16 protein-coding genes and 2 pseudogenes are annotated in these 15,750 nt (G+C 57.2%); 8 read left to right on the top strand and 10 right to left on the bottom strand.

Annotated elements, in window-relative coordinates; genetic code table 11:
- Positions 1–17: 17 nt before the first annotated feature.
- Genes AC1DXW_RS26630 through AC1DXW_RS26650 form a run of 5 tightly spaced genes read right to left on the bottom strand, consistent with a single transcriptional unit; the run spans position 18 to position 5,057 of the window.
- Complete coding sequence (locus AC1DXW_RS26630) at positions 18–974, bottom strand: isoaspartyl peptidase/L-asparaginase family protein (RefSeq protein ID WP_477755791.1); 957 nt, start codon at positions 972–974, stop codon at positions 18–20.
- Positions 971–1,747, bottom strand: a complete 777-nt coding sequence (locus tag AC1DXW_RS26635) for an amino acid ABC transporter ATP-binding protein (protein ID WP_477760668.1) — start codon at positions 1,745–1,747, stop codon at positions 971–973. The genes AC1DXW_RS26630 and AC1DXW_RS26635 overlap by 4 nt, the downstream gene beginning before the upstream one ends.
- Positions 1,744–2,838, bottom strand: coding sequence for an amino acid ABC transporter permease (locus AC1DXW_RS26640; protein ID WP_477760669.1), 1,095 nt, complete (start codon positions 2,836–2,838; stop codon positions 1,744–1,746). The genes AC1DXW_RS26635 and AC1DXW_RS26640 overlap by 4 nt, the downstream gene beginning before the upstream one ends.
- A 2-nt stretch (positions 2,839–2,840) precedes the next feature.
- A complete protein-coding gene (locus AC1DXW_RS26645) occupies positions 2,841–3,986 on the bottom strand; it encodes an amino acid ABC transporter permease (protein ID WP_477760670.1) in 1,146 nt (381 codons plus the stop codon).
- Positions 3,987–4,025: 39 nt separating this feature from the next.
- On the bottom strand, positions 4,026–5,057 hold the full coding sequence (locus AC1DXW_RS26650) for an amino acid ABC transporter substrate-binding protein (RefSeq protein WP_477756869.1): 1,032 nt from the start codon (positions 5,055–5,057) through the stop codon (positions 4,026–4,028).
- Positions 5,058–5,203: 146 nt separating this feature from the next.
- Between AC1DXW_RS26650 and AC1DXW_RS26655 the strand changes: the two genes are divergently transcribed.
- Entirely contained in the window at positions 5,204–6,085 is an 882-nt protein-coding gene (locus AC1DXW_RS26655; protein ID WP_477760671.1) for a LysR family transcriptional regulator, read from the top strand.
- Between the two features lie 671 nt (positions 6,086–6,756).
- The gene (locus AC1DXW_RS26660) at positions 6,757–7,086 is read left to right on the top strand and encodes a hypothetical protein (protein WP_477755610.1); all 330 of its coding nucleotides are present in this window, start codon (positions 6,757–6,759) and stop codon (positions 7,084–7,086) included.
- Positions 7,087–7,306: 220 nt separating this feature from the next.
- On the opposite strand, the gene AC1DXW_RS26665 is transcribed toward AC1DXW_RS26660, so the two are convergent.
- On the bottom strand, positions 7,307–8,491 hold the full coding sequence (locus tag AC1DXW_RS26665) for a hypothetical protein (RefSeq protein ID WP_477760672.1): 1,185 nt from the start codon (positions 8,489–8,491) through the stop codon (positions 7,307–7,309).
- 405 nt (positions 8,492–8,896) lie between these two features.
- Between AC1DXW_RS26665 and tnpB the strand changes: the two genes are divergently transcribed.
- Positions 8,897–9,088, top strand: a complete 192-nt coding sequence (gene tnpB, locus AC1DXW_RS26670) for an IS66 family insertion sequence element accessory protein TnpB (RefSeq protein ID WP_477755617.1) — start codon at positions 8,897–8,899, stop codon at positions 9,086–9,088.
- Positions 9,042–9,260: pseudogene (locus tag AC1DXW_RS26675) on the top strand (IS66 family transposase); the annotation flags it as partial. The gene tnpB and the pseudogene AC1DXW_RS26675, both read left to right, overlap by 47 nt.
- Here the strand turns inward: AC1DXW_RS26675 and AC1DXW_RS26680 are convergent.
- The 3 genes from AC1DXW_RS26680 to AC1DXW_RS26690 all read right to left on the bottom strand — a co-directional run bounded on the left by AC1DXW_RS26680 (position 9,260) and on the right by AC1DXW_RS26690 (position 11,680).
- Positions 9,260–9,796, bottom strand: coding sequence for an NADPH-dependent FMN reductase (locus AC1DXW_RS26680; RefSeq protein ID WP_477760673.1), 537 nt, complete (start codon positions 9,794–9,796; stop codon positions 9,260–9,262). The pseudogene AC1DXW_RS26675 and the gene AC1DXW_RS26680 sit on opposite strands and share 1 nt — an antisense overlap.
- A 331-nt stretch (positions 9,797–10,127) precedes the next feature.
- Positions 10,128–10,670, bottom strand: coding sequence for a DinB family protein (locus tag AC1DXW_RS26685; protein ID WP_477755613.1), 543 nt, complete (start codon positions 10,668–10,670; stop codon positions 10,128–10,130).
- A gap of 92 nt (positions 10,671–10,762) precedes the next feature.
- The gene (locus AC1DXW_RS26690) at positions 10,763–11,680 is read right to left on the bottom strand and encodes a LysR family transcriptional regulator (protein ID WP_477755614.1); all 918 of its coding nucleotides are present in this window, start codon (positions 11,678–11,680) and stop codon (positions 10,763–10,765) included.
- 117 nt (positions 11,681–11,797) lie between these two features.
- On the opposite strand from AC1DXW_RS26690, the gene AC1DXW_RS26695 reads away from it, so the two are divergent.
- The 4 genes from AC1DXW_RS26695 (at position 11,798) to AC1DXW_RS26710 (ending at position 15,387) form a co-directional block, all read left to right on the top strand.
- Positions 11,798–12,217, top strand: a complete 420-nt coding sequence (locus tag AC1DXW_RS26695; protein ID WP_477755615.1) for an ester cyclase — start codon at positions 11,798–11,800, stop codon at positions 12,215–12,217.
- Positions 12,218–12,220: 3 nt separating this feature from the next.
- Complete coding sequence (locus AC1DXW_RS26700; protein WP_477755616.1) at positions 12,221–13,288, top strand: SDR family oxidoreductase; 1,068 nt, start codon at positions 12,221–12,223, stop codon at positions 13,286–13,288.
- A 170-nt stretch (positions 13,289–13,458) separates the two neighbouring features.
- Positions 13,459–14,001, top strand: a complete 543-nt coding sequence (locus tag AC1DXW_RS26705) for a histidine phosphatase family protein (RefSeq protein WP_477760675.1) — start codon at positions 13,459–13,461, stop codon at positions 13,999–14,001.
- 192 nt (positions 14,002–14,193) lie between these two features.
- Complete coding sequence (locus tag AC1DXW_RS26710; RefSeq protein ID WP_477760674.1) at positions 14,194–15,387, top strand: MFS transporter; 1,194 nt, start codon at positions 14,194–14,196, stop codon at positions 15,385–15,387.
- 166 nt (positions 15,388–15,553) lie between these two features.
- Here the strand turns inward: AC1DXW_RS26710 and AC1DXW_RS26715 are convergent.
- Positions 15,554–15,750 (bottom strand): annotated as a pseudogene (locus tag AC1DXW_RS26715) (IS4 family transposase); the annotation flags it as partial.

The following is a 15,750-nucleotide window of genomic DNA, read 5'->3' on the forward strand; positions in this document are numbered from 1 at the left end:
CGGCTACAGAGAGGCATCTAAGGATGAAGACGATCATCCCCGGCATAGATTGCGGTATGCAAACCGCCCTCGGTATCGCGCCAGGCGCGGTACATGCCTGGGGTGTTGAAGCTGAGTACCGTCTCACCGGAAGGTGAAACCGCCACCACCCCGCCGTTGCCCCCCAAGTCCTTGAGTTCGCCCAACACTACTTGCTCGCAGGCGTGATTCAGGCTCGCGCCGGTCAGACGCACTCGGGAGGCGATGTTGTGGGCCACCACCGTGCGTATAAAGAATTCGCCATGGCCGGTGGCGGAAATCGCCGCACTGCGGTCGTCGGCCCAAGTGCCGGAACCGATCAGCGGCGAGTCCCCTACTCGCCCATAACGCTTGTTGGTAATGCCCCCGGTAGAAGTGGCTGCGGCGACATGCCCGTGCCAGTCCAGGGCCACTGCGCCGACCGTACCGAACTTCCTCTCCACACCGCCCGGCTCCAACGACACGGTCTGCGGCTGTTCTTGTTGCGCGGCCCATTGGCGAAGGCGTAGCGGCGTGTCGTACCAATTGTTGCTGACGTGCTCCAGGCCCGGTTGTTCCGCCAGGAAACGGTCCGCGCCGACACCGGCCAGGAGCACATGCTCACTGTGTTCCATCACCGCCCGTGCGCCGCGAATCGGATTGCGCACGTGATGAATACCGGCCACGGCCCCAGCTTCCAGGTTGGCACCATTCATGATCGCCGCGTCCAGTTCGTGGTCGCCGCTTTGGGTAAACACCGAGCCCTTGCCCGCGTTGAACCAGGGACACTCTTCCAGTTCCACCACACTGGCCTGCACCGCGTCCAGACTGCTGCCCCCCAGTTCCAACACGACAACACCGGCTTTGAGCGCCAGCAGCAGCGCCTGGTGAATCGCGTCTTCATCGGTCTGGTCGAGCAGTCCCGGGGTGAGTACGCCGGCACCGCCATGCAAGGCCATCGCAATTGAGTGGGTCATAGCGCGTGCACCCCGTGATCGATAATCTGGCTCAAGAAACGCTGGGTGCGGGCGGATTTCGGCGCGGAGAAAAAACGCTCGGGCGGCGCCTCTTCAACGATTTCGCCCTGATCCATAAACACTATGCGGTCGGCGACCTTGCGGGCAAAGCCCATTTCGTGGGTGACGCAAATCATTGTCATGCCATCTTCGGCCAAGCCGGTCATCACCTCCAGCACCTCGGCGATCATTTCCGGGTCCAGGGCCGAGGTCGGCTCGTCGAACAGCATGACTTTGGGCTGCATGCACAAAGCCCGAGCAATGGCGATACGTTGCTGCTGGCCTCCGGACAGCTGTGATGGGAACTTGTTGGCGTGGTCGCGCATCTTGACCTTGTCGAGCAAGCCCAACGCCCGCTCAATGGCCTGGGCTTCAGGCACGCCGAGGTTAGAAGTTTGCGGCAGGGTGCAGTTCTTCAACACCGTCAGGTGGGGAAACAGGTTGAAATGTTGAAAGCACATGCCGACCTGGCGGCGAATCCGCTCCAGACCTTTGACGCTGCCGTTGAGCTCCTCGCCCAGCACCTCCATCAGGCCCTGCTGGTGCTGCTCCAACTGATTGATGCAGCGAATCAGCGTGGATTTTCCGGAGCCGGAAGGCCCGCAGATCACCACTTTTTCACCAGCTCGCACTGTCATGGAGATGTTTTTCAACACCTGGGCATTGCCGAACCATTTGTTCAATTGTTCGATGCGCACGATAGGTACGGCATCAGCCTTGGGATTCACTTTCATGAGCGGTTCTGCTCCATTCGTTGTTCAAGGTGTCGGGCATAGCGCGACAGTGCAAAACAGATGACGAAGAAATAAATCGCCAGGAACACGTAGATCTCATGGCCGTAATCGACCCATTCCGGCGCCGCGGCGGTGCTCATGGCAATGCCGACGATGTCCAGCACGCCGACGATCATCACTAGCGTGGTCTCCTTGAACAGGCCGATAAATTGCGTGAGCAAGGGAGCGATGGATTGCTTGAGCACTTGCGGCAGGATGATCTGGCCCATGGTTTTCCAGTAGCCGAAGCCCAAGGCTTGGGCCGCTTCGTACTGGCCCCTGGGCAGATTCTGCAAACCGCCGCGCAGGGTCTCGGCCATGTAGGCGGCGGTGAACAGGATCAGCACCAACTGCACTCGCAGCAGAATGTCGAACGCCGAACCGGGCGGCAGGAACAGCTGGATCATCAGCGAAGCCATGAACAGCAAGGAGATCACCGGCACCGAACGCACCAGTTCGATGTACAGCACGCTGAGCAGGCGAATCACCGGCAGTTTGGAGCGTCTGCCCAATGCCAGCAGGATCCCCAGCGGCAATGCGAAAACCATCCCCGCCACGCCGAGGAACACCGTAACCAGCATCCCGGCGAACTGGGTTGAGGACACTGGCGCCAAACCGGCACCGCCCTTGAGCAACCACCACATGAACAGCGGCAGCACGATCAGGTAGCCCAGCAGCAAACGCCGATCCAGGCGCTTGAAAAACAGCAGGACAAACGCGGTGCCGGCCAGCATCAACGAAAGGTTCACTCGCCACTGCTCGGCCTCTGGATAAAAGCCGTAGACAAACAGGTTCCAGCGCTGAGTAATCGGCAACCAGCAGGCGCCGTCGGGGTTGCAGTCCTGGCCGCTGGTGCCGACGAAGGTGGCGTCGAACACCAGCCAGTTCAGCGCGGTCGGGATGCACCAGGCCAACAGGGCGATCATGCTCAGGGTCAGCAGGCTGTGGCCCGGGCTGGGAAACAGCTGGCTGCGGCTCCAGGACAGGGCTCGTTGTGCCCAGGGCAACCGCGGCGGTAGCTGGATTAGCGGGGCTTGATTCATTGCGGTCATGTTCAGTGTCCCCTCTGGCCGATATGATGGTTGTAGAGGTTCATCGCCAGGGAAATCAGCAAGCTGATCAGGCAGTAGGTCCCCATCACCAGAGCAATGCACTCGATGGCTTGGCCGGTCTGGTTCAAGGTGGTGCCGCCAGTCGAAGACACCAGTTCCATAAAGCCGATCACCACCCCCAGCGAGGAGTTCTTGACGATGTTCAGGTAGGTGTTGGTGACTTGGGGAATCATCGGGTACACCGCTTGCGGAACGATCAACTGGCGCATGGTCGGGCCTTGTTTGAAGCCCAGGGCCCTGGCCGCTTCATACTGCCCACGGTGCACCGACTCGATGGCGCCCCGGACAATTTCCGCAATGTAGCTGGCGCTATAGAACGACAGGGCCAGGCACAGTGCCAACAACTCTGGCACCAGGACGATCCCGCCCTTGAAACCGAACCCACGTTGCACCGGGATTTCCCACTGCCATTGGGCACCGCTGATCCAGTACGCCAATAGCGGCAACAGCAATCCGCCCGCCAGCAACATCGGCCAGCGGGAGGGCGCGAAATCGCGCCAGGTCCCACGACGTTCCTTGAAATGACACGCCAAATAAGCCAGCAGCATGCCCAGGGCCATCAAGGCCAGTCCCCAGCCAACCAGATTGCCCTGCTGCGGCCAGGGCAGCATCAAGCCGCTATTGTTCAGATAGACAACGCCAAACAACGAAGCCGACTGCTTGACCCCCGGCAACGCCAGGGCCAGGCCGTACCACCAGACCAGATGCACCACCAGCGGCACGTTGCGCAGGAACTCGATGCAGGTGCTACTCAGGCGCTTGATCAGCCAGTTCTGCGATACCCTGGCCAGACCCAGTGCGACGCCCAGCAGGGTCGCTAGCACGATACTCAGCACCGAGACCAGCAAGGTATTGAGCAACCCCACCAGGTAAGCCCGCGCGTAGGTCGCATCCGGGGTGTAGTCGATCAGCGAGAAGCTGATGTCATAGCCGGCACGCTGGGACAAAAAGCCGAACCCGGAGGCGATGTTCAACTTCCCGAGATTCGCCGCAGCGTTGCTGGCCAACAGATAGAGCACCGCCGCCACCAAGGCCAAGACGAGGCCTTGCTGCAAGACGCTCATGATGCGAAAACGATGAGTCAACATGACAGGCATTCCGTTCGGTTAATCCAGGATCCGCAGCCATCAACGAATCGGTGGCGCATACAACAACCCTTGGTCCTTCCAGCTTCGGTTGAGCCCGCGCGGGAAGTTCAGCGCGGTCTCTTGGCCGAGATTACGGTCATAAATCTGCGCGTAATTGCCCACCTGCTTGATCGCGCGGTAAGCCCATTCATTGTCAAGGCCAAAGGCTTTGCCGAGGGTTCCCTGGCTGCCGAGCAAGCGGCCAATGTCCGCCGGCGCATCCTTTTTCCCATGCAACTCATCGACGTTGCTGGACGTGACGCCCAACTCTTCGGCGGTCATCAGGGCATAGGCGGTCCAGGTCACGATGTTGCGCCAGGTGGTGTCACCCTGGGCCACGAAGGCGCCCAAGGGCTCCTTGGAAATCACCTCCGGCAACAGCGCGTAGTCCTTGGGATTGCTCATCTGCGTGAGGCGCGAGGCCAGGCCCGACAAGTCATTGGAGATGGCATTGCAGCGTCCATGCTGGAACGCGGCGTAGAGTTCCGGACTCTTCTCGATGACCACGGTCTTGTAGGTCAGGCCGCGCTGGCCGAAATAATCTTCCAGGTTCTGCTCAGACGTGGTGCCCGGCGACAGGCAGAAGGTGGCACCGTCCAGATCCGTGAGCTGCTTGATGCCGTCCTGGGCGTGGGTCATGAAACCCTGGCCGTCGTAGAACCAGACGGTGGTGAAATCCACCCCCAGGCTGGCGATCCGGTCAGCGGTCCAGGAGGTGGCACGCGAGAGAATGTCGATTTCGCCAGAGGCAAGGGCAGTGAAGCGGTTTTTCGCGGTGGTGGCCAAATACTCGACCTTGTCCGCATCGCCCAATACGGCTGCGGCCACGGCGCGGCAAAGATCGATGTCCATGCCGGTCCAGCGGCCTTTATCGTCAATCAGCGAGAAGCCGGGCTTGTCGCTGGCCACCCCACAGCGCACGGCGCCGTGCGCCTTGACCTTATCCAGCACACTTGCCTCGGCAGTGCCGGCCAGGGCCAACGCCAACAGCGAGGTTCCGAGTAAAAGCTTCACCCTGTTCAATTTATGCATATCATTTGCCCCTTGAAAGTTTTTCTTCTTGTTCACACACAGACGGCAGGTGGCGTGTTTGCGCACAATAAACACTGGGGCAGGCATAGGGATAGCGACTCTTGATCCACTATGCTGACCGCGCTATCGAATTTTGGAATAACTTTATGAACATCGACTGGTATGAAGATTTTCTCGCCCTCGCTGATACCGGCAAGTTCACGGCAGCGGCCAGCATGCGCGGCTCATCGCAGTCGGCATTGAGCCGGCGCATTCAATTGCTGGAGGCGCGCCTGGGGGCTACCCTGATAGATCGGGACAAGAATCCAGTGCGCCTGACTGCCGCCGGTGAAGCCTTGTTGCCCAATGCCGTGGAGCTGGTTCGCATGGCCCGCGACTGCGAGCAGAGTGTGAAAATCGTCGACCGGGCTCTGACCTTCGCCTCGCTGCACACCTTGGCCTGCAACTTTTTCCCGGACTGGATCAGCCGCCTGAACAGCCCCGAAACGCCACTGTTCACCCGCATCGATACCGGCTATCGCAGCACAGATGACTACTACATGGCGCTGATGTCGGGACGCTGTGATTTCATCCTGTTCTACCGCGATGCCAAGACTGGCCCCTACTCTCGGCAAAGTGAGTTCGAGGTGAAATCTCTGGGCCATGACGAACTGTACTGGGTGGCCACGCCGGCCTTGGCCGCGCATTGCGCGCACACCGACGAACCGATCCCGCTGTTGAGCTACTCGCGCAGTGCGCAATTGCATGAACTGTCGCGCACCCAGATCAACCGCCACCCACAGCCCCAGCGCTTGCGCCAGGTATTCGAAGCCACCGTCTCGGAAGCCCTCAAACCGATGGTGGCCAGCGGTCAAGGGGTGGCGTGCATGCCCCATAGCATGGTCGCGCCGCTGATCGAGCGGCAGGAACTGGTGCGCCTGTACCCCGACATGGAGTCCGACCATCTGGAGGTGATTCTGGTGCGCTGGCGGGATAACCGTAATCCTCATACCGAGGCCTTTTGGCAACGGTTGATCGAGGAGCATTGACGATCCAGAGGGTCTGTGGCTGATATGACTGCCGGGCTAGCCGCTAATGCGCCTGGCAGGGCAGTTTCGCTAAAGTCTTTTGGGGCAATGGATACGACACAGAGGCTGCCGCGGCAATTCTCGATTATGCGCGTGTTGCCATCGTTCTATACTGGGCCAGATCCGTCTTTTGCTCAATTACATACTGAGCTTTACTGGAAGAACGATAATAGCGGAAAAATTGAGCTTTTAATTCAGGTGTTTACAGGACGAAAACAACAGGCGCACTCTGCAATTTAACGGAGCAGCAAGGTGCACTCATTACACTCAGATTTAACTATGTATATCTTCCCTCATGGAATGACGTGCTGATAAAGTCGGTTGAACTCTTGGAACAAATCTATCGCTAGTAGTGTATCGGTAGCAGCTTGGACGTCGTGCTATATGGCTACTTATCACCAACTAGCCTTTCGCAAACGACAGTTTTGGGTCGATTTCTGCCTCTCGCCACCGCCAGCTGTGGGTCGACTTCAGTCGGCCGTATCAGCCCACAAGCGAACCAAAACTGGCCGGTAGTGGTCGCCATGGGTTCAGGCAGATTCAGAGGTCTGCCTCAGAGACTTGATAATAGAGAGACCGGCCATGCTGATAGAATTGGACTAGTTACTCATCACACCCCTCTGAGAAATGGCATGAATGCAGAATTGACGGAAGAAGAGATGCGCCGGGCACTGTTCGGTGGTGCCGAGCCCCTTGCGCAGGTTATTGACTCCCCTGCGCAGGACACCTCGGATGTCGTAATCATCCAGCCGACAAAGGCGGCAGAGAAAAAGAAGGCCACGAAAGCGTTCACGCCCAGGCTGAGGGTCACGCTGCGGGTGGGCAATGAGTTTGAAGGCAAGACGCAAGAGGTGGTCCATGAGGCCGATACGTTGAGCACCCTCTTGGCAGAGCAAGAGGCCACTAGGGCGGCCAGGAAGAAATTCAGGTTTGTGGAAGTGGTTTCGGTCAAACCGATGTAGGGGGATTTCCCGAGGCTCGTGGGTCAGTCATCGAGCCATCTTTTATTTCGCGATTAGCCCGAGCGGCTCTTCGAGCGACGCCGGTCTGATGTGACCGGCTCAAGTCGACCCATAGCTGCCCGTCAGACATCTTCCTTGTCTAGGGAGACGGGGGGCAGTTAACTTCTTGGTGGTCTAACTTTAAGGCTTGGAGGTGTCTACAAAACCAAGCAGATAAACGTCATGGAAGCGATAGCTCTCCAAGCCACGTGCAACTTTTCCCTACATTACTGTCCGGCCTTGAACCAAAAATCCAGATCGCCCCATTCTTCCTTTGCGTCAGGAAGAGCGCAGCCGGCCGGCCTTCATGGCATTCGGGCAATGGTACGGACATAACTGTCACATCACCATTTTTTGCATCGAGCCGAAAAACCAGAATCTGCGCTTCGATAGAACACACGACCAAGAGGTCGTCATTTTCAAGAGCCATCTGCCCTTGATCGCAGGATCTCCAGGTTTTATTCCTCTCCTGCGATATTGACTGCGAAAGCTCCTTGCGCCAGGAGATAGAACCGTCGAAGGAGAGCTTTATGATTTCCAGAGGCTTCGCGCTCTGAGTATCGTCCCAACTCGATAGTACATAAAACGCAGTTCGTGACTTCACCATCGCAACCGTTCCTGAACCACTTCCAGAATGGCTGTTGATGTTTGCTCTAACAGTTTGCCAGCCAATCACGTGTCCCGTGCGGTCAAGACTTAGGACATTCACATCGTCCCAGTATTTTTTGTTGTTGTCCTCGCGCCTACCTGCAATGGTGGCCGCTACGATTTGGTCACCTGCTGCTGAAACAGCCACCCCTTTTCCGAGTCCTAACCTTCGTTGCCACAAGAGCCTGCCCTGAGTCGATACGGCCGCCAGCCAATTTTCAGCACCGTCACGACCCGCGACGACCAATTCGCCTGAGTCGAGCGAGGTCACGCTATTGATGAAGCGAAATCGGATCGAGCTAAAAGAGTATTCCGCAACGATTCGCCCCTGTGGATCGAGCTTTCCGAGATAGGCATCTGCCATCGTTCCGCCGGGGACGTACATTCGCCTGTTTGTTAGACCGGCAAGCCAAAGAGTCTCAGCGGGTCCCTGCACAATTTGCAAGGCCTGCCCTTGAGTTGCTAGCTCAATGATAGATCCAGGGCCTGCTTCGCTGGGCCGCAAGAGAATCGATTGCGATACCCCTTTATTTCCTAACGCCACTATTGAACCGCTGGCGTCGAGCGAGATTCCTCGAATAGCGAGAGCGTCTTGCGTGTCTCTCCCTCCAGGAATAGTTTCTGACCAGAATATTCTCAGCGCTGCACTTCCGGCAGCGGCTTGTTCGAGAGGAATCCCCACCAGTAGAAACGCTGTGAAGGCTATTAGCTTCGCCATGAAATGAAAGGACTCCTGCAAGGCTTGGGTCAAAAGTCGCAAGGAATATTCGACACCTCACGTGAGGTGATAACGCCTTCACAGAACGGAAGCCCATTTGGCTCAATCATTTCCGTCAGCAAACCAAGCATAGCTACTCTTTTCCATCGCTCCGTCCACCGCCTGCTTTTGGCCGATTTCTGCCGGTCATGGCCACAAAGCAAGCTGGTCAAATCCGATGCAATTGGTGGTCAGAACGAATGCAAATGACTGGTCAGGTCGAATGCAAACGGGTGGTCAAGTGGAGTGCAATTTCGCAAAAGTGAACTGGCCAACCGAAAGTGCTGCTGCCTGCGCGACTTTTCTGCGAGATCTGCTGCGATGATCCGCATCGATTCCATCTGGCTCGCCACCGAGCCGATGGACATGCGTGCAGGCACCGAGACTGCGTTGGCCAGGGTGATCGCGGTATTCGGCGCGGCTAAGCCGCACTGTGCTTATCTGTTCGCCAACCGGCGCGCTACTCGTATGAAAGTTCTGGTGCATGACGGTTTCGGCTATCAGCAGAGTACTGGATTACAGCCTGAAACGCTGGGCAGCGCTATCGCGCCACCTTGATGACGGGGCCGTTCCCATTGGCAACAATTGGGCCGAGAATCAGATCCGACCATGGGCTCCTGGACGCAAGAACTGGCTCTTTGCAGGATCTCTACGCAGCGGAAAACGGGCAGCGGCGATCATGAGTTTGATCCAGTCTGCAAGGCTCAATGGCCATGATCCGTACGTGTATCAGCCCGCTTTTTTTCCATCGATTTGCTGCTTGAATGCTTCAAGTGCCGAAACGATCAGTGGGCGGATCGTTGGATCATTTGCGATAGTCTCTGCACTCAATTGCGTGGAAAGCAAATTTACGGATATTGATGCTTGCTCCACGATACAAGCCGACATTGTTTCCAGAACCAGCCGCAGTGCCGCCTGCGCGTGCGAAGCCCGAGGTGAAGCGTTGAAAAGAGCAACGGGTTTACCTGGGAACTCCTCAGAGCTAACGAGCCAGTCCAGCATATTCTTGAATGAGCCGGGAATTCCGCGAGCGTACTCAGGGCAAGAGATCAGAACGCCGTCCGCGTGGGCGATACTCAAGCGTAAGCCCATGATGGATTCAGGAGGATTTTCCGTGAAATCCGGGTTGAAATGAGGTAACTGGCCAACCTCGTGATAATGCGCTATCGACAGCCCTTTGGGACAGAGAACCTCAGCTGCACGCAACAGCACTGAGTTGGAGGAGGCCTCACGAAGACTCCCTGAAACCGCAAGCAAACGCACCATGTCAACACGCTCCCTGATTTGTAGGGCGGGGAGTGTCGCATGAGGGCCACTTACTGCACCATCATCGGCCCAGCCACCGGAGTCAATCCCGTGCCTTGGTTTCTGGGCGATGACCAGATGGCTTTGCCAGACGCTTGTGTCGCAAGGTCACCCTACCCCCGGGATTAGCTATCAGGTAGGCAACGATGCGGTGGGACACCGCACGTTCACCACCAGCGGTGCGAGGTGTTCGTCATGGATCAAGCCAGGGCGACAGCGATGCAATCAGTGCGATCCGAATCGAATTACCCCTTTTGGCGGTGAATTCTCAATACCGGTATCCCGCTTTTCTTCATACGCCGGATCGGGATGGGATGAGGACGACTAAATCTGTATCGCCTATGTCGACATCAGCCTGTGAAAGCAGCGTAGTAACCTGGCCACGGTGATGGGTCTGATGGTTGAAGAAATGCATCACCAGACCGTAAAAGTCCTTGTCGGACACGACACCCTTCAAGCTGGCGTAATGGAGGGTGTGGTCCAGATCGGACTCTGTAATAGAGCTGGCCCATTCGACGATTATCTGATCAAGCCTCTCTCGATACACTGAGAGTTCTCGAATAGTAGAGAACAACGCCTGGTCAAGGTTTTTCGGATCAGGAAGTCGCCTCACCGGCTCCAATGCCGAGTGGTTCGCTGGATGTTTGGCGAATCGCTTTAGCCACACGGTGTCTCCGGCTGCCACGTGGTTTAGCGTCCCGAGAATCGACCTGAAGAATGCTTTTCTATCAGCTGAGAGCTCATCATCGGACAAGCACCTGGCCGCTCCATGGATCTTTTCGTTCATCCATTTGTTATAGGTCGCCATCAGGCAGATATGGCCGGTACGGCTCATGTGCTCATCCTTTGAGTGGGTATTTGACAAGCGCTCCACGCTCATCGCAAAACCCAGTCTATTGCACGGTGACCCGTACGCGGTAGAGGTCGTTATTGCTCCGATACTCGCGGGTCGCCCCCCAAGAGGTAACCTTCGACATTTTCCATGGACAGGGCTTCGAGCAACACCTGCTCCAGGATGGCAAAAAAACATTTGATGTGGGCCTGCTTCAATGCCTGAGGCCGGGTCACCAGATAGACCTCCATATCTGGAAGGTGGAGATCCGGGAACAACCCGATCAGATCCTTCGCCAGTATACGGGGCAGTACGGCCACCCCCATACCTCGCCTCACCGATTCGAGCTGCACGGCGAACGAATTCACGCTGATCTGCGCGCGGTCCAGACCACCGGCCTTTGCCGCACGCATTTGCGGCAACATGTCCAGCGGGGGAAGCAAGGCAACATTGACCGCAGTGGCCGGGGTCACCCCTGGAAACCGCTTCAGATAACCTGCATCAGCGAAGACACCGTAGGCGAGCCGGCCTATTGGTCGATAAATCAGCGACGGCTCACCCAGATGAGCCGTACGTACAGCAATGTCTGCCACGCCGCGGACGATCTTGTGAAAGTCGGCTGTGACCATCAGCTCCACCGAGCAACGCGGGTGCAGAGAAGTGAAGCGACCCGCGGCCTCCAGCACACAAGACGAGAACCCCTCTCCTGCACTGACCAGGACACTGCCAGATAGCTCTGTGTGTAGCTCGGATATGCCAGCAGCGGTTTGACGCCTCAAGCCCGCTTCCGCCGCCAGGGCAACTTCCACGAGGGATTGGCCCCGCGAGGTCAACCAGCATCCTTCAACGCCCCGCTCGACGAGTGGCTCGCCCAGTGCGACCTCAAGTTGGGTCAGGCGGCGGGACACGGTAGACGCCGCGATACCCAGCAACTGGCCAGCTTGAAGGAAGCTGCCACGCCGCGAGACTGCCAACAGCAGACGAAGATCGTCCCAATTTGCTTGCAACGCCATGCGTCCTGTCCTCCCTGGTCTGCATATGTGCAAATCCATTATGCAGTAGTCGCTGTTTTTCGGGGGAGGCCTCAAAGGTATATCTACAGACCCTCGACACGAATGGAATGGACTGTAATGACTACTGGCCCCAACGACTATGCGGAACGCGCCTCAAGAGCCTTCAATCGCCGTGATGTGGAGGCGATGCTTGCGTTGGTTTGCGAAGACTTCATCTACCTCGATGGTATGGGGATTCAAACCGGTCGCGACGCCATGCGCAAACGAGAGACTGCGCTGTTCGAAGCGTTCCCTGATGCCCAAGTGACCTTCACCCCATTCATGGTCGCTGGCGATCTTCTGGCGCTAACTGCCAAACTGACTGGCACCTTCGCCGCACCCTTGGTGCTGCCAGGCCGGGTGATTGCACCCCATGGACGCCATATTACCGTGCACTACGCCGCACACTTCACCTTCAGAAACGGGCTGGCCATCCGTGAAGAGGTCTTCTTCGACAGTGCGGTGTTGATGCCGTCAGCCGAACAGGGTGAGGGTTGAACCATGCGCAGCGCATTCGTTACTGGAGCAACCGGCTTGCTGGGCAACAACCTGGTGCGTGAATTGGTCGCTCGTGGCTACACGGTCAAAGGCCTGGTCCGCTCAAGAGCCAAAGGTGAACAGCAGTTCAACAATCTGCCGGGGGTGGAGCTGGTCGTGGGTGACATGGCCGATGTCGACGCATTCGCAGCATCGCTGCAAGGTTGCGATACGGTGTTTCACACCGCGGCGTTCTTTCGCGATAACTACAAGGGTGGCAGCCACTGGAAAGAACTCGAAAAGATCAACGTGTCTGGTACGCGGCGCCTGCTTAACCAGGCCTACCGCGCCGGTATACGACGGTTCATCCATACGTCTTCCATTGCCGTGCTCGACGGCGCACCTGGCTCGTCCATCGATGAGACATGTCTGCGGGCCGATGCCGACGCGGATGACTACTACCGCAGCAAGATCCTCGCCGACCGTGTCGTCTTGTCGTTCCTGGAGGCACATCCCGAGATGCATGCCTGCATGGTCCTGCCCGGTTGGATGTGGGGTCCTGCCGACATTGGCCCGACCTCTTCGGGACAATTGGTCAACGATGTCGTGAACGGCAAGTTGCCTGGGCTGATCCCTGGCACCTTCTCCGTTGTCGATGCCCGAGATGTGGCAGGGGCGCTGATTGCTGCCGCCAAACAGGGCCGACGAGGTGAGCGCTATCTCGCGGCGGGTCGGCATATGACGATGCGTCAGCTGGTACCTGTTCTAGGACGTATCGCGGGCGTCAAGACACCCGTTCGACAACTACCGCTGCCCTTTCTATACACCTTGGCGGCTGTGCAGGAGATCTATGCGCGCCTTACCGGCAAGCCCATTCTGCTGAGCATGGCCACGTTGCGCCTGTTGGTACGAGAGAAGGACCGCACCTGTTTCAACCACCGCAAGAGTGAACAAGAGCTTGGCCTGAGTTTCCGGGCGCTAGAGCTGACAATCACTGATACCGTGGCTTGGTACCGCGATCACGGCTGGTTTGAAAAGCACAGTGCGCGTGCCTCGAAGAAAAAAAGCTCATCCGTCATGGTCGACAACTGACTTTCGCAGACGGGATTTCCGTCTAGTCCCAAAGCCGATAGTCTCGAGCCTCATTGTGCGGTTTGATGCTGGCACGCGAGGCGTACCTGGAGTTCCCGAAACCGCACTTCCTGGTCATTTACCACATGGAAGAACAAGGACGTAAATTTGTGAACAGGGAAATAATCCTGATGCGTCACGGCCAGCCAAAACTGGCCGCAACCGACAAAATCTCAGCGCTCGAGATGAAAGACTGGATCGAGCAATACGATCGATCCGAAATTACCCACCACCCGGTCCCGCATGCCAGCATGCAACTTGCCGCAACCGCCACGGTGATTGTTTCAAGCAGCGCGCCTCGTGCGCTGACCTCCCTCCAGGCGCTCGGCCTGAAGCCTGCACTGGTCGACGCACTTTTCTGCGAAGCACAACTACCTTGTGGTCATTGGAAACGGCCACGGTTATCGCCGTTTACCTGGGCATTTATCCTTCGAGTCTTATGGCTGTGCGGTTACTCACGCAACGTCGAATCCGCCGGCACTGCGAGGATGCGCGCCAGTGTGGCAGCCAAACGATTGCAGTCCCTTGCCAGCGATGGACCGGTTCTGCTGCTCGGTCACGGCTTTATGAATCGAATGATCGCCAATCAACTGGTGGCCGACGGATGGGCTCGCCAAAAACGTAACGGCAGTCAGTACTGGAGTGCGACCGTGTATCAGTACGATGGTGTGTAAGAGGCGGCAGATGGTCGGCGAACCTGGCCATCATGACGTGGGCTAGCAGACCCGCTGTCGGGAGGCCCTTGTCGATGACCTGCGCGGTACCGGCGCCTGGATATCGAAAGGAGCAGCGCGGCCATTAGTTTTCATTGATAATCGGCACGCTGCAGCTGCATTAAGGGACGATTCATTCAAGGGAGAGAAGTCGTGTCAGCCACATCTGGAAACAGCAACATTTTTCGCCTGGCAACCGCCCAGGCATTGGCGGGTGGTAACTCAGTCATCGTCTACGCAACCGGCGCTATCGTGGGAGACATGCTTGCACCGGATAAAGCATTGGCGACGCTGCCTATCTCCATTTTTGTCGTGGGCATGGCGAGCTGCACGCTACCTGCCGGTGCCATTGCGCAGCGCTATGGGCGCAGTCCCGTGTTTATGCTGGGAGCGTTGTGCGGCATCCTGATGGGAGTGCTGGCTGCGATTGGCATTTATTGGTCCTCCTTTTTCATCTTCTGTGCTGCGATGCTGTTTGGTGGCGCTTATGCCGCTGTGGTGCTGACGTTTCGTTTCGCCGCCGCAGAATGCGTTCCAGAAAACAGGCAGCCCTGGGCGCTTTCAATCGTCATGGCTGCCGGGCTGGTGGCGGGTGTACTAGGTCCACAGACGGTCACCTATACGATGGACCTATGGGAGTCACACCTGTTTATCGCTACTTACGTTGCAGCCGCATTAATGGCAGTGGTTTCGGCGGCGGTGCTGCTAGGTGTCGATTTGCCACGCCATGAGGCGGCTGTTCGTACTCCAGGTCGCCCGCTTGCGGTGATTGTTCGGCAGCCTCGACTCATCAACGCCATGCTCTGTGGTGTCATTATTTACACCTTGATGAATTTCCTGATGACTTCGGCCCCACTGGCAATGAAGCATGAGGATCTTTCACTGGAATCATCGAATCTGGCATTGCAGTGGCACGTAATTGCAATGTACGCACCCAGTTTTTTCACTGGAAAGCTGATCCACCGTTTTGGGGCAAACCGCGTTGTGTTGATGGGGTTGATGTTAACCGGCGCGTCTGTTGCTGTCGGGCTTGCCGGCGTGCAGTCCTACCACTTTTATTTATGTTTGGTGCTTCTAGGGATTGGCTGGAATTTCGGTTTTGTCGGCGCCTCTGCGCTCGTCCTTCAGTGCCATAAAACAAGCGAAAGAAACAGTGTCCAGGCGCTCAATGATTTCATTGTCTTTGGCGCCATGGTACTCGGCTCGTTTGCATCGGGAGGTATATTGAATCGATACGGTTGGACCGTTATCTGTGCGCTCGCCTTTGTACCTGTGCTGGTTGCCATAGCGACGTTGATGTTGAGCGAGCGTCGCGTCAGGTATTCAACTCAGGAACGCACAAGCTAGTTCCGCGGGACTGGCTTAGCCTCCAGACCATGATTCGATTCACGCTGGATAACCGGTTTTGCGCAGTGGCAATGGCGAGCGCACCTTGTTCAACTTGCTGACACCTCCTTTGTGTGACGAAAAGCGTAGCAGGCAGCAAAAAGCCCGCTCAGTGGCGTAATGCTGTTCACTTAAGCGGAGCAGCCTTACGGTCCACCGGAAACCGGGTTTTTGAAATTTTCACCGTCCTTGGCCTCGAAGGCCTTGGGCGGTGATCCAGAAACATTCCCCCAACACCTGCCCTTAACTCTGCCAATCGCCTCCCTGTGGCTGAAACCGGATTGGCCGCTGCCATCACGATCAGTTGGACGGCGATGTACTGGC

It is taken from the genome of Pseudomonas sp. P4_C4 (assembly GCF_056402055.1).